Source organism: Lentibacillus amyloliquefaciens (assembly GCF_001307805.1).
Lineage (GTDB): Bacteria > Bacillota > Bacilli > Bacillales > Amphibacillaceae > Lentibacillus > Lentibacillus amyloliquefaciens.
In genome coordinates this window covers 2,369,350-2,383,481 of record NZ_CP013862.1, presented here as the reverse complement: position 1 = coordinate 2,383,481, position 14,132 = coordinate 2,369,350, and the positions used below count along the sequence as shown (strand labels likewise).

Annotated in this window: 13 protein-coding genes and 2 other annotated features; of the genes, 6 read left to right on the top strand and 7 right to left on the bottom strand. The window is 43.9% G+C overall.

The features are described from left to right. Position 1 precedes the first annotated feature (1 nt). A complete protein-coding gene (gene trpD / locus AOX59_RS11910) occupies positions 2-1,027 on the bottom strand; it encodes an anthranilate phosphoribosyltransferase (protein WP_068445821.1) in 1,026 nt (341 codons plus the stop codon). A 31-nt stretch (positions 1,028-1,058) separates the two neighbouring features. Then, complete coding sequence (trpE, locus tag AOX59_RS11905) at positions 1,059-2,465, bottom strand: anthranilate synthase component I (RefSeq protein ID WP_068445819.1); 1,407 nt, start codon at positions 2,463-2,465, stop codon at positions 1,059-1,061. A gap of 59 nt (positions 2,466-2,524) precedes the next feature. After that, positions 2,525-2,775, bottom strand: a binding site (T-box leader). A 171-nt stretch (positions 2,776-2,946) separates the two neighbouring features. After that, positions 2,947-3,191, bottom strand: a binding site (T-box leader). Between the two features lie 141 nt (positions 3,192-3,332). Between trpE and ddlA the strand changes: the two genes are divergently transcribed. Continuing rightward, the gene (ddlA, locus tag AOX59_RS11900) at positions 3,333-4,439 is read left to right on the top strand and encodes a D-alanine--D-alanine ligase (RefSeq protein WP_068445816.1); all 1,107 of its coding nucleotides are present in this window, start codon (positions 3,333-3,335) and stop codon (positions 4,437-4,439) included. A 177-nt stretch (positions 4,440-4,616) separates the two neighbouring features. On the opposite strand, the gene AOX59_RS11895 is transcribed toward ddlA, so the two are convergent. Next, on the bottom strand, positions 4,617-5,177 hold the full coding sequence (locus AOX59_RS11895; protein WP_068445815.1) for a nitroreductase family protein: 561 nt from the start codon (positions 5,175-5,177) through the stop codon (positions 4,617-4,619). 250 nt (positions 5,178-5,427) lie between these two features. Here AOX59_RS11895 and AOX59_RS11890 point away from each other — a divergent pair, with 250 nt between their 5' ends. The 3 genes from AOX59_RS11890 (at position 5,428) to AOX59_RS11880 (ending at position 7,357) form a co-directional block, all read left to right on the top strand. Then, positions 5,428-5,880, top strand: a complete 453-nt coding sequence (locus AOX59_RS11890; protein ID WP_068445813.1) for a nucleoside deaminase — start codon at positions 5,428-5,430, stop codon at positions 5,878-5,880. 44 nt (positions 5,881-5,924) lie between these two features. Further along, positions 5,925-6,788 (top strand): fructosamine kinase family protein, encoded by an 864-nt coding sequence (locus AOX59_RS11885; protein WP_068445811.1) that lies wholly within the window; start codon positions 5,925-5,927, stop codon positions 6,786-6,788. A 116-nt stretch (positions 6,789-6,904) separates the two neighbouring features. Continuing rightward, positions 6,905-7,357 carry a DUF2269 family protein gene (locus AOX59_RS11880; RefSeq protein ID WP_068445810.1) on the top strand — a complete coding sequence of 151 codons (453 nt, stop codon included), beginning with the start codon at positions 6,905-6,907 and terminating at the stop codon, positions 7,355-7,357. Between the two features lie 90 nt (positions 7,358-7,447). Here the strand turns inward: AOX59_RS11880 and AOX59_RS11875 are convergent, their stop codons facing one another. Both AOX59_RS11875 and pepT read right to left on the bottom strand, forming a co-directional pair. Further along, the gene (locus tag AOX59_RS11875; protein WP_068445808.1) at positions 7,448-8,464 is read right to left on the bottom strand and encodes a D-alanyl-D-alanine carboxypeptidase family protein; all 1,017 of its coding nucleotides are present in this window, start codon (positions 8,462-8,464) and stop codon (positions 7,448-7,450) included. A 146-nt stretch (positions 8,465-8,610) separates the two neighbouring features. Further along, complete coding sequence (gene pepT / locus AOX59_RS11870; protein WP_068445806.1) at positions 8,611-9,843, bottom strand: peptidase T; 1,233 nt, start codon at positions 9,841-9,843, stop codon at positions 8,611-8,613. Positions 9,844-10,032: 189 nt separating this feature from the next. On the opposite strand from pepT, the gene AOX59_RS11865 reads away from it, so the two are divergent. After that, positions 10,033-10,875 carry a sulfurtransferase gene (locus AOX59_RS11865; RefSeq protein ID WP_068445804.1) on the top strand — a complete coding sequence of 281 codons (843 nt, stop codon included), beginning with the start codon at positions 10,033-10,035 and terminating at the stop codon, positions 10,873-10,875. 1 nt (position 10,876) lies between these two features. Further along, positions 10,877-11,452 (top strand): DNA-3-methyladenine glycosylase I, encoded by a 576-nt coding sequence (locus AOX59_RS11860; RefSeq protein ID WP_068445802.1) that lies wholly within the window; start codon positions 10,877-10,879, stop codon positions 11,450-11,452. A gap of 100 nt (positions 11,453-11,552) precedes the next feature. Here AOX59_RS11860 and ald read toward each other — a convergent pair whose 3' ends face one another. Together ald and AOX59_RS11850 are read right to left on the bottom strand one after the other, a co-directional pair. Then, the gene (gene ald, locus AOX59_RS11855; protein ID WP_068445800.1) at positions 11,553-12,671 is read right to left on the bottom strand and encodes an alanine dehydrogenase; all 1,119 of its coding nucleotides are present in this window, start codon (positions 12,669-12,671) and stop codon (positions 11,553-11,555) included. Positions 12,672-12,789: 118 nt separating this feature from the next. Next, the gene (locus AOX59_RS11850) at positions 12,790-14,043 is read right to left on the bottom strand and encodes a PucR family transcriptional regulator (protein ID WP_237049257.1); all 1,254 of its coding nucleotides are present in this window, start codon (positions 14,041-14,043) and stop codon (positions 12,790-12,792) included. Between the last annotated feature and the right edge of the window lie 89 nt (positions 14,044-14,132).

Genomic DNA, 14,132 nt, shown 5'->3' with positions numbered 1-14,132 from the left:
GTTATATCGCCTCACTTGTGATTTTACTGCTGTAATCAGCCAAACGCTGCAGTTTTTCCTTGGCCGAGCCGCTTTGAATACTTTCTTCGGCCTGCTTGATGCCATCTTTAATTGATGTTGCTGCGCCACCCGCAAACAAGCCAAGGCCGGCATTGAGCAGAACGGTGTCATAGTAAGGGCCTTTCTTGCCGTTTAAGACGTCCAGCAGAATAGCAGCGTTATCTTTTGCGTCACCGCCCCGGATGTCGTTATTGTCATATACCGGTAAATTAACTTCGGATGGGTGAAGCGTAAATGACGTGACTTTTCCTTCTTCCATCAATGAAATATGGTTTTCACCGGCAAGTGATGCTTCATCCATATAGCCTGCACCGTTGATGACAAGTGCACGCTTACGGCCGAGCTGGTGGAGAGTTTCGGCAAGCACAGGCAGCATATCGCGCCGGTAAGATCCCAATAGCTGTGTGTCCAGATTGACCGGATTTGTCAACGGACCGATCAGATTAAAGATTGTTGGGATGCCCAAATTTTTCCGGACGGTCATAAACCGCTTCATACCGGGAAGGACATGCGGTGCATAAAGAAAGGCGATATTATTTTCCTGAATCATTTCTTCCACATGTTCCTTTGAAAAAGATAAGGATATGCCCAAATGCTCCAATACATCAGCGCTTCCTGTCTTACTGGAAACACTGCGATTGCCGTGCTTAGCAACTTTAACACCGGCACCGGCAAGCACAAACGCCGCTGTTGTGCTGATGTTGAAACTGTGTGAGCCGTCTCCGCCGGTACCACAGTTATCCATCACATTTGCTAATTCGTTTGTGGTCTGGCTTGATTGTGTTCTGATCACTTCAGCTAGCCCGGCGATTTCTTCAGGTGTTTCACCTTTGGCCCGTAATCCAGTCAAAAATGCAGCAAGTTCACTTTCACTGATGTGCTCTGAAAATGACGTTGTGGCAGCATCCTTCATTTCCTCCAAAGTCAAGTTTTCTTGTTTGAGCAGTTTTTCAAGATAATGCTTCATGATAAAATCCCTCCAAATTATTAAGTGAAAATTACGCCTCATGTGACACTTCATAATCTTTAACAGCCATTAAAGCTTTTGCCTTGTGCATTGTTTCGTTGTACTCGGCTTCCGGGTTTGAATCATTGACAATGCCTGCGCCGGCCTGTAGGTATGCCTGGCGGTCTTTAACGATCAGTGAGCGAATCGCAAGTGCTATGTTCAGATTGTAATTGAAGCTAATGTATCCAACGCCGCCACTGTAAACCCCGCGCTTGACATCTTCCAGTTCATTAATCAGTTGCATTGCGCGGGTTCTTGGTGATCCTGATACCGTCCCGGCAGGCAGACAGGCAATCAGAGCATCGATACTGGTATAACCTTCAGCCAATTTACCGTGGACTTCCGATACTATGTGCATCACATGCTGATAGCTTTCCACTTTCATATAAGCTGGCACAGTGATGCTATCGGGTTCACAGACCCTGGCAAAGTCATCCCGGCTCAAATCAACAAGCATTTCATGTTCCGAGATTTCCTTTTTATCCGTTATCAATTCGCTCCTCAGGGCTTCATCCTCATCTTTTGTATTGCCGCGGGGACGTGTTCCTGCTATTGGATTTGTCATGATGTTCCGGCTGCTTGTTTCAATTAAACTTTCCGGGGATGCCCCGAGGACGACATAGTCATCAAAATCGATATAAAACATGTATGGTGATGGATTGGCTTTCCGTAACTTCCGGTAAAAAATAAATGGATCTCCATGCATCTCGGCTTTCATTCGCTGGGATAATACGACCTGATAAATATCGCCGTTTTTGATATTTTCCTTAGCCAATTCCACGTTTTCCATAAAGCGTTCTCTATCCATTTCAGGGTGAAAGAAAACATCCTGATCAATTGTGACGTCAGTGGTCGGAAATGGAATCAATGCTTTTTTTAAAGAGGCCAGACGCTGATCAAGAACGTGTTCCGGCTGATTGTTAAGGTTTGTGGCGACCAGAAACACCGATTCATCACTATGGTCATAAATAATAATGTTTTGATAGAGCATCAGATGAACATCGGGCATGTCAATCTCATCAGGAAGTGCTTCGCCAATGTTTGCATAGCTGCGAATAGCATCATAGCCAATGTAGCCGACCGCCCCTCCAAAAAATGGGAAAGGAGGTTCAATGTCCATTTTTGGAATTTCATTTTGGAAAGCGGTTAACACAGGTTCATTCCGGTCTTTATCTGTCCCTTGTTCATGATTTATAATGTTTGTCTCCTCATCACTGCCTTTGAATTCCTGAAAAGGATCAGCTCCGATAAAGGAATACTTGCCTTTTTCCTCATGCTGGATTGAGCTTTCAAGTAAAAACTTTTTCCTGCCATAAAGGTTCTCGAAGATCCCAATCGGCGTTAGCGTATCGGCGTTCAACTTGATGTACTTATAGGGAAGTGTTTTTGTTTGCATCGTCAATACTCCTTTCGTCAAAATAAAAAATCCTCTGCAAACACACATGAAATGTGAATGCAGAGGACGATTGTGACCGCGGTGCCACCTCTATTGGAGACGATTAGACATCTCCATCCTTATTCGAATACGGGAAAATTTCAAATCCCATATCCTATCCGTATAACGGCGGAGCACCGGGTTTCCGTACTGTTATTCAGGAAACCTCTTGTAAGTCCATTCAGCAATGATCCACGTACCGGTATCTCACCGCCACCGGCTCTCTTTAGTGCTTCAAAAAAGCTTACTCCTCTTACTCAGGCGATTTAATGTATGCAGTTTTAAAGTGAAGCTGGTTTTGCACCGAGTTTACGAAGGTGCAAAACACCAACATGAGCGGGAGATCCGCACGTTTCAACATAAATTTGAAAAACCGCTTTACTATCCTTGGAAGACGAAAAGCGTGACAATTTGTGCTAAAATACAAAAAGGTTCCCCATCCGAAAAGGACGAGGAACCGTGGTACCACCTTTATTAGCTGAAAAACAGCTCACTTTGGCCATATTAAGCAGGCATGCTCAATAGTGTCTCGTGTAACGATGAGACCCGGTCGCCAAAGCCTACTGCAAAATTGGTTCGGTCTGGAAGCTCAGAAGTCCATTCATTTGTCTGACACGCCAGTTTGCACCTGCCACTGGCTCTCTTGAGTGAAGAAGACAAATTACTACTCTTCATCATTGCCTGATTCGAAATTTATTATTGTTATTCATCATAGTGGTGTTTTCTTAATATGTCAAGTGGTTATTGATAAAATTTTAAAAATACTGTTTCAAACATGCTGTCATGTGCTATTTTAGATATATACAATTTAAAAGGGAGTTCTGGAACATGCCGAAGAAAAAAGTAGGGATTGTTTTTGGCGGGAAGTCGGCTGAGCATGAAGTGTCATTGCAATCAGCCAAAAATATCGTCGATGCAATTGATAAAGATAAATATGATGTTGTTTTACTCGGGATCGATAAACAGGGGAAGTGGCATATCAATGATGAATCTTCCTATCTGATTAACGAAGAAAATCCGAAATTGATTCAATTGAATAAATCGAATGAGGCGGTCGCTATCGTGCCGGGTGAAACAAACCACCAGCTCATTAAGGCGGCCGACGCAGGAATGCTGGACCAGCTCGATGCGGTATTTCCGATCGTCCACGGCACGCTGGGTGAGGACGGCAGTCTGCAGGGAATGATGCGGATAGCGAATCTGCCGTTTGTTGGAACCAGTGTATTGGGTTCGGCCATTTGCATGGATAAAGATATTGCCAAACGATTGCTGAAGACAGCAGGCATTCATGTCGCAAACGGCGTGGCATTTTCACGTGCCAGACGTCGTGAGATTGATTTTGCCTCGGTAAAAGCGCAAGTAGGCGTACCGATGTTCATCAAGCCGGCCAATCAGGGGTCTTCTGTCGGTGTGAGCAAGGTTTCAACGGAAGAAGAATTTGCTGAAGCGATTGACCAGGCATTCCAGTATGATCAAAAGATTGTGATTGAAGAAACACTTAAAGGCCGGGAAATCGAGTGTGCAGTTCTGGGCAATGAGGATCCAAAATCGTCGGTGCCGGGTGAAATTTTGCCTCAGACTGAATTTTACTCGTATGAATCCAAATATATTGATGAAACCGGTGCAATCCTGGAGATGCCGGCTGAACTGACGGGTGAAGAAACTGAGAAGCTGCAAAAAACGGCAGTCGAGGCATTCAGAATTCTTGAATGTGAAGGGCTTGCCCGTGTCGATTTTTTCCTTACAGAGGATGGCGAGGTTTACGTGAATGAAGTCAATACGCTGCCGGGCTTTACCCGCATCAGTATGTATCCGAAGCTGTGGGAGCTCAGCGGCATCACTTATCCGGAGCTGATTGATCAGCTGATTGAGCTGGCAATCGATCGTCATCAGAAGAACAGCTTTTTAAAGAGCGCTGTCTGGGATGAGGAATAGGTGCTGATTAACAGCAAAAAGGGAATGAATCAGCAGAAGCGCGGAGATAACAACAGAAGAGCAGGAATATCAATATAAGAGTGGATGTATCAGCAGAAGAACGCAAATATCAACAGAAGCGCATATACATCAGCACAAATAGGCTGCTCCTTAATGGAACAGCCTATTTTAAATTTGCTAGCCTTCAAACCTTGTGAACTTCTCTGCAGCTGATATACGGTCTTTTTTGGCAGGTTTTTCATCAAAATAGCCAAGATGGAGAAAGCCGACGATTTTTTCATTTTCCCCAACGTCAAGAAGCGCTTTAACCTTTGAATCATAAATGTGTGAATTGGTTTTCCAGACAATACCCAGCTGTTGTTCCCAGGCAAGCAGCCAAAAGTTTTGGATCATACTGGCTGTTGCACCGAAATTTTCATCCCATTGTTTGCGGCTTTCCGGTTCCTCCATGACAACGATCAGAAAAGCGGTTGGTTCGCTGAGATATTCAAAGCGGTCTTGCTGTCTGTGTTCCGGATAGGTGGCGGCTACTTTTTCAGCAAAGTTTTCAGTCTCTTCCGGTCCGATGAAAATGAACCGCCAGGGCTGACGAACGCCATGAGTGGGTGCCCAGACAGCATCTGCCAGAAGCTCTTTAACGGTTTCTTCTGAGACATGTTTATCATTATAATGCTTTTTCACAGCACGCCGGTCGCGGATGACCTGTTGCAGGGCTGTTGGCTGTTTTGTCTTTTCCATAAACTGTTCCTCCTCTGGTCACAGTGCATTTAATCTATACGTTCATAATTGATAATTGTTTTCAACTATGATTGTAGCTGATAGGGTTAAAAGAAGCAACGATAATTAATTCTGAGGGCTTTTTCCGCTGCAACAGGTTACAAAGGCTAAGTCCTCAGGCATCCGTTTAGAAAACAGCTTTTAAGGCATCATTTATTGAGCAGTTTTGTTATACTTTGGACAATAACCATAACAAGGGGAGGGATGTGTGATGGATCAATTTATGGAGCGGGCGGTGGAACTGGCAGCCGAGAACGTCCGCAATGGCGGGGAGCCATTTGGTGCTGTTCTTGTGAAGAATGGCAAACAGGTTGCTGAAGGTGTCAATGAACTGCATAAAAGTTTTGACGTCACAGCACACGCTGAAATTCAGGCAATGCGCAAAGTACAAAAGATGATGCATTCACAAGTATTGCAGGGGTACACGATGTATGCCAGCGGTGAGCCATGTCCGATGTGTCTGACAGCGATGTATTTTGCAGGCATAGATACGATTTATTACTGTAACTCGTCTGAGGATGCCGTTGAGTCAGGTCTCGGCAAGGCAAAAGATATTTATGAAGAACTGCAAAAGCCGAAACGGGAGCGGCAGATGGAGATGGTCCATATGCCGTTAAAAGACGGTCAGGAAAACCCAATGCAGTTGTGGAAAGAACGTTCTTAATCAGTCAGCTGATGTTTTAGTTTTGTGATGAAAGGAGTATTCCAGTGAATGAATTAATCGAAAAAGCCTTGCATCAGGCCGGTGATCATTCCAATGTGAAGTCGGTTAAACGTGCAGCAGGCGGATCGATCAACAAGAGTTATTTTGTGGAGACCGATAACCGGAAGTATTTCATCAAATATCATCCGGACGCACCGGATCGCTTCTTTGAACTTGAAGCAAAAGGTCTGGCGCTGATCAGGGAAACAAACTCGATTGCCGTACCGGAAGTGTATACTTATTCAGATGAAAGCAACAATGCCTGCCTTGTAATGGAATGGGTTGAAGGGGCGGCTTCAGCGGATACCGATTGGAAATTGGGTGAACGTATTGCTGCCATGCATCAGACATTTGGAGAGAAGCATGGTTTTGAAGACGATACATTTATTGGAACGCTTCCGCAGACAAACGGGCTGTTTTCAAGCTGGCTGGACTATTATCGGGACCGGCGTCTTCTTTTCCAATTACAGCTGGGTATCGACAGGGGAAGAGTGACCGGTAAGCGGCGTGATCGCATGGAAACTTTGCTCGATAATCTTGATAAGTGGATTCCCGGTGATGCAGACCCATCTTATCTGCACGGTGATTTGTGGGGCGGCAACTGGCTGAGTGGCCCCGGCGGCGAACCATATGTGATTGATCCGTCATTCCTATACGGTGACCGTCATTTTGAATTGGCATTCACTGAGGTGTTTGGCGGTTATTCCAGTGACTTTTACCGGGCTTATCAGGAACACTTCCCATTATCACCGGATTATGAGGATATTAAACCGCTGTATCAGCTGTATTATTTACTTGTTCATTTGAATATGTTCGGTGAAGCATACGGGCGCTCGGTGGACACGATTTTGAAACGGTATGCCGGATAGCGGGTCCGGACACAATGTTGTCAAAAAGTATGCTGTTATAGTGTCGAATCTCACAATTATTGCCTGCGTTGAATCATGTATGATAGAAGTACATGATATGAATGGTGGGATAACCAATGACATTTTATGATTTTCTCGTTTTTATACATGTGTTTTCAGCCATTTTAGGCTTGGGGCCGGGATTTGTCATGATTTATATTGTTACCAAAGCTGATACAATGACGGAATTAAGGCATGCTTATGTTATCAGGAACCGGCTGCATATTTTTGTGATGGTGGGCGGAACATTGCTCATCTTAACCGGTCTCTGGATGGGCGTTTTGAATCCATCTTTATTCACCCGGGGCTGGTATGTTGTGAGTCTAGTATTATACCTGATCGCACTCGGCTTCGGTCCGGCAATTTTATCGCCACTCTCCAGACCGGTAAAACATCTGCTGAAAGAACATCAGGGAGATGATATTCCTGAAGAATATTACGATCTGTCCAAGAAACTCTTTTTCTATGAGCGGATTGAAAATATAATGTTTTTGATTATTATCGCACTGATGGTCCTAAAGCCATTTTAAGTGATAAGACTGTCACGAAGTTTATGACCCGGGTAAAACGGACTACAGAAACAAAGACATTAAAAGGGCGCACAAGTCAGTTTGTGCGCCTTAGTTTTCGCCTAAATATTCTTCCAGTGTAATGTCTTGTTCCATAATGTCAGTTGCTGCTTCTTCACCGACATACCGTAGATGCCATGGCTCATACTGATATTGCGTTATGGCTTCTTTGCCTTTTGGATAGCGAATGATAAAGCCATAGTCAGCAGCGTTCTGCTTCAGCCATTTGCCTTCATCGGTTTCACCGAAATCCGTGGTTAGCTGAAAATTAACATCTTCACTGGTCACATCCATTGTTAAACCACTCTGATGTTCACTTTCTCCGGGTCTTGCACTGAAGTTATTGGCTGCTTCTTCACCGTGTTCCTGAACATTGGCAGCAAAAATAGCATCCTGTCGGTCAAAAGAGCGGTACCCTGACTGGGCAAACAATCCAAGCCCTGCGTCATCCGCTGCTTGAAACATATCCTCCATAGCTGTTGCTGCCACTCCGCGCATTTGTTTTTTAGGCAGGAAATCTTCAAACGGAAAACGAACTTCCGGAACAACCAGGTTTAAAGGTTCAAACCCTTCCGGCAAGGCATTTTCTTTGTTGACGAGCGCCAGAATCTCGTGTGGATTGCTGATGGCTCCGGAGTCACTGCCTTTTTTCTCAAGGCCTGTGCCTGGTTCAACTGTTTCCTCGTTTTCGAATGTATCTTGCAATGCATTTCGTGTCTTTTCATCATAGATACCAGTGACAGAAAGTTCATCCTGTTGCATTTGATAGTCTGTGATGGCCCAGGTTGTGTCTTTATCATAATTTCCGTTCGTATTTATATCGTAGCCGATCTGGTTCAGGGCTTCCTGCAGCCTTGTGACAGAATCGTTTGCATCAGTTTTCTGCAGGTGCTCCTGGGGAAATTGAATCTGTTCATTAACCGTTTCAGTTGTTTTGTCGCGATTATTGGCTTCATCTTCCGGGGCAGAACTCGCTGTCTGTTTATCTTCTGAACCGCTGCTGCAGGCTGCCATCAGTAGGAGTATCGAAAGCAATGCCGCCCCGGCTGTAAGACTTTTCTTGAACATCTAATACGCTCCCTGTCGTTCGTTTGCTTTCCAAATTGTATCATAACACGGCATAATTGAAATGGTCTATGGCAAATTAGGGCTCTCAGCGTTAATGGACGCAAAAAGCCAGGTCCTTTATAGAACAGACCTGACTTTTGCTTTTATTATCCTTCTGTCTCATACAATCGGCAAATTTCGATAATCACATTGGTGGCTTGTTCCATATTATCGATGGAAATATATTCATATTTTCCGTGATAGTTTTCACCACCAGTGAAAATATTCGGTGTCGGCAAGCCCATATAGGAGAGTTGTGAGCCGTCAGTACCGCCGCGGACAGGCTTCACAAGCGGTTTGATGTTAAGGTTTTCCATTGCTTGATAGGCGACATCCACAATTTCTTTCACAGGTTCGATCTTTTCACGCATGTTGTAATACTGATCTTTCATCGCAATTTCAGCTGATCCTTCACCATATTTACCATTAATTTCGCGGGTGAATTGCCGGATTGTTTCTTTTCTTGCTTCAAAATTGTCTTTATCAAAATCCCGGATGATATAGGAGATTGAGGTTTGTTCCACATCACCATTTATCTCGAGCAGATGGTAAAAGCCTTCATATTGCGCTGTATGCTCAGGTGCTTCGTGCTCCGGCACTTTATTGATAAATTCAGCAGCCATTTTTCCGGCATTGACCATTTTATTTTTTGCTGTGCCTGGATGGACACTGTTTCCGTGAAAGGTGATCTTTGCAGCAGCAGCATTAAAGCTTTCATATTGCAGTTCACCCAGTGGACCGCCATCCATTGTATAGGCATGATCAGCGGCGAACTGTTCCACATCGAATTTATGGGGGCCGCGGCCGATTTCCTCATCAGGTGTGAAAGCGACGCGGATTTTCCCGTGTTTGATTTCAGGATGACTGATTAAGTAAGACATTGCGGTCATAATCTCTGTAATACCGGCTTTATCATCGGCACCAAGCAGCGTTGTGCCATCAGTTGTGACTAGCGTATGGCCTTTATAGCCCGAAAGTTCGGGGAAGTCATTGGCAGAGAGGACAATGCCCTTGTCTGCGTTTAATGTCAGGTCGCTTCCGCTGAAATTCTCCACGATTTGCGGATTAACATTCTTGCCGGTGAAATCAGTTGCTGTGTCGACATGGGCTAAAAAGCCGATCGTGGGGAGGTCTTTATCGGTGTTGGTCGGCAGTGTCGCCATGACATAGCCATTGTCATCGATTGAGACATAAGTCATGCCGATTTCGTTTAATTCATCCACAAGCAAGTTCGCCAGTTCCAACTGTCCCGGTGTGGATGGCGTGGCCTCATTTGCCTCGTCCGATTGCGTATCAATTTTGACATATCGCGTGAAGCGTTCAATTAACTCATTTTTCATTATATATACAGCTCCTTCTGATGTTTGAATAATGTGCACAAAGTCTTTGTCCCTCTATATTATCACTAATTTTGTTTGAAAATGAAGATTAATTACTGCTGTTCATCGGCATGTTCATCGGTTAGAATTAAAAGTGTAATCATTGTACGATGTTGAAGCAGATAAAATTTTAAAACAGGAGGTTGCAGAATGTCTGTAGTTGTCAGTGCTGAATGGCTTAATGACAGGCTGGAGAACAATTCGGAAAAGACAGTTGTAGTGGATACGCGATTTGATTTAATGGATGCGGACGCCGGGAGGAAAACCTATTTGGAAGGGCACATTCCGCACGCGGTTTATCTGGATTTAAATAAGGATTTATCTGATAAGGCAGCTAAGCATGGAGGAAGCCATCCGTTGCCAGACATGGAGATGTTTATTGCGAAAGTGGGCAATATCGGTATAGATCATGACACAACCGTTGTCGTTTATGATCAGAAGAATGACATGTTCGCTGCACGACTTTGGTGGCTTTTGCAATATGCAGGACATGAAGACGTTCATTTGCTCGACGGCGGGTTTGAACAATGGGTGAAAGCTGGCTTCAGTGTTACAACTGAAGTGCCGGCACTTCAGGCAAAAGAATTTAAACCAGTCTACCGTGAAAATGACGTCGCTGATATTGAAGAAGTCCAAGAAAAACTGCAGAACCAGTCAGCAACACTTATCGACTCACGTTCAAAAGAGCGTTACCTCGGTGAAAAGGAACCTCTTTATATCAGAGCGGGACACATCCCCGGTGCGAAAAATTTCTTTTGGAAGAATGTTCTGGATGATAAGGGCAAATGGAAAGACGATTCAGAACTTGAAAAGCACTTCAGCTCTTTGTCCAAAGATGATGAAATAATCGTTTCGTGCGGTTCAGGTGTTTCGGCTTGCCCGAACGTGCTCGCATTAAAGTCTGCCGGATTCCGGAACGTGAAACTGTACCCGGGCAGTTTCAGTGACTGGATTTCCTATGAAGAAAATAACGTTGAGACAAAGGAAGAATGAGATGAACCAAAATCAGAATCGTTGTGCATGGGTAACCGAAGATCCGATTTATATTGATTATCATGATAACGAATGGGGAAGACCAGTTCATGATGATCAGCTTCTATTTGAATTGCTTTCGCTTGAGGGTGCACAGGCCGGATTGAGCTGGATTACAATACTTAAGCGCCGGGAAAACTATAGGGCCGTTTTTGACAACTTTGACCCTGAAAGAGTCGCTCATTTCGATAGTGATAAAATTCATAAGCTTATCCAGGACAAACGTATCATTCGTAACAGACGTAAAATAGAATCTGTAATTACCAATGCCATGGCTTTTTTGCGTATTCAGCGTGAATTTGGCAGTTTTGACCATTATATCTGGCAATTTGTGGGCGGTGATCCGATTGTAAACGACTGGGCTGAACATGCTGAGGTCCCTTCATCGACACGGGAATCAGAGCAAATGAGTAAAGACTTGAAAAAGCGCGGTTTCAAGTTTGTTGGGCCAACTATTTGTTATGCATTTATGCAGGCTGGCGGGTTGGTTAATGATCATACACGGAACTGCTTTCTTTATGAGCAGATCAATAGATAATGAAGATAATAAAAATGGTTCCATTCATCAAAGAATGATGTTTGGAACCATTTTATTCTTGGCTAAATAGGTTGCAGCCTATTTCAATTTTGAGCAATTCTTATTTTTGCATGGCCTCTTCAACCGAAACATAGTCATAGCCTAAGTCATGGGCAACGGCTTCATAAGTGACTTTGCCTTTAGCCACATTGATGCCGGTGGCGATTGCCGGGTTATCCTGAATGGCTTTGTCGACACCTTTTTTCGCGATCTGTACAGCATATGGCACCGTGACGTTTGTTAAGCCGATTGTTGCGGTACGCGGAACAGCGCCGGGAATATTGGCAACAGCGTAATGCAGGACATCATGTTTTGTATAAATTGGATCATCATGTGTTGTCGGGTGGTCGACTGTTTCGAAGTTACCGCCCTGATCAATGGCAACGTCAACGATGACAGATCCCGGTTGCATGGATTTCACCATCTCTTCGGTTACCAGTTTCGGTGCTTTGGCTCCCGGGATGAGCACTGAACCGATAACGAGGTCTGATTCCTTCACGGCTTGTGCGATGTTAAATGGATTGGACATAAGGGTTTGAGCGCTTGATCCAAATATGCCATCCAATTCACGCAAGCGCGCCGGATTCAGATCGAGAATATTTACATTTGCACCGAAACCGGCAGCGATTTTTGCAGCATTTTCGCCGACGACACCGCCGCCGATCACAGTAACTGTTCCTCGGTTAACACCGGGGATGCCGTTAAGCACAATGCCTTTTCCGCCTTGTAATTTTTCCAAGTAGCGTGCGCCGATTTGAGTTGACATTTTTCCTGCCACTTCGCTCATTGGTGTTAAGAGCGGCAGAGTGCCATTGACCGTAATTGTTTCATAAGCGATAGCAGTGACACCTGATTCAACAAACGCTTTGGCCAGATCAGGTTCCGCAGCCAAATGCAGGTATGTGAGTATGATTAAATCTTCACGGAAGTACTTATATTCGGAGGACAGCGGCTCTTTGACCTTCATGATCATTTCTGCTTTTTCCCAGACGTCTGAAGCGTTTTCAAAAATGTCTGCACCAGCTTCTCTGTATTCTTCATCAGTGAAATTGCTGCCGTTTCCGGCGTCTTGTTCGACAATGACTTTCTGGCCGGCATTCACTAAGTTATCCACACCGGCAGGCGTCATGGCTACACGGTTTTCATTATTCTTAATCTCTTTAGGTACCCCGATAATCACGCATATCAGCTCCTTGATAACATATTTGTACTCCTATCATACCTTTTTCGAGGGATGAAAACTATAGTCAAAAAAATGAAAATAAAAGCCATCGTTTGTGTATACACACAAACGGTATCTATTGAAGGTTTTCAATTAGAAGATCAAGATAGATAGCCGTTTTTTGGGACGGATTATCGAGATTAAATTCTGCAATGTCCCGGATCCGTTTTAATCGATAGTTCATTGTATTGGGATGAATAAAAAGCTTTTTCGCTGCTTCAGGCGGACTTGAATCAGCTTTAAGATATTCATATAAAGTTGCGAGCAATGACGTGTTATGCTGCGTATCATACGTGCGAAGCCGCTCGATATACGGATTCTGATAACTGACTTTATTTCTGATAGCAGATAAGTCTTCGATAAACTCATAAATGCCTAAATCTTCATAGGCAATCAGATTGTTAAGTTCTTTTGGAAATTTATGTTTGACATCGATGACCTGTAGCGCCTGTTCGTATGAAGCCTTGAGATGCACGGGGCTTTTATAAATAAACCCGGAAGCACCATGGATTCCACTGATTTCAAGCTGAGAGCTTATTTTTTCGATGAACTCCTGAATAAAATGCTCAACTGACTTAATATCATGCTCGCCATTCTTCAAACGGATAATCATAATGAAATTGTTGTCATCGAACAGTCGGGACGTGACATTTACCTTTAATTGGGTTTTCGATAAATAGTAAGCATGTTTTTGGGCGCGCTCTGTTATGTGTTTGGGAAATTGCACGATAGCGACAGTCAGCTTGCCGTCCAAATGCATATGAAACTGCTTGGCTTTCTGAAAAATGTGATTGGTTTCCGTTATATCTCCTGTCACCAGCTGCCAGAAAAAATCAATATAACCCGCTTCGGTTTTTTCGCTTGACTGGTGCCGCTGCAAGAAAAAAGTCTTAATTTGCAATGCAGCTTCTTTTAAAAATGCCAGCTCCTTGCTGCCAAGTTTTTTATCAGCTGTGTGAGCCCAGATAAAGCCGAGAATTTGATTCTTTTTTCTAATTGAGACAGCGACACGATTCCCAAGCCCGATTTCTTTAATTTCAGGAATGATAACCGGATCATCATCATCAATCAGTTTGGGCATGACGCCGTTTTTCCAAAGTCCGTTTATCACTTTATTTGGGACTTTCCGGTTCATAATCGTGGAAATTCGCGCCTCATCAATGTTTTCATGATGTTTGCTGTAGGAGATGACATGGTGGTTGGCGTCTTCAATTGTAATCGGACATTCAAACACGTCAGCAATATAGTCTGCAACCATCTCCGGCGAGTCAATCATCTCGTTTAATTTCTGTTTGAATTTTTCCGGGTGGTTTAAAGTATCATTCATCATATACCATTCCTTTGGCGGCGCGATCTTTATTATATAGGTCCAAACACAATTTGTGAAAATAAACAAATGTGATACTTTATATTTTAGCT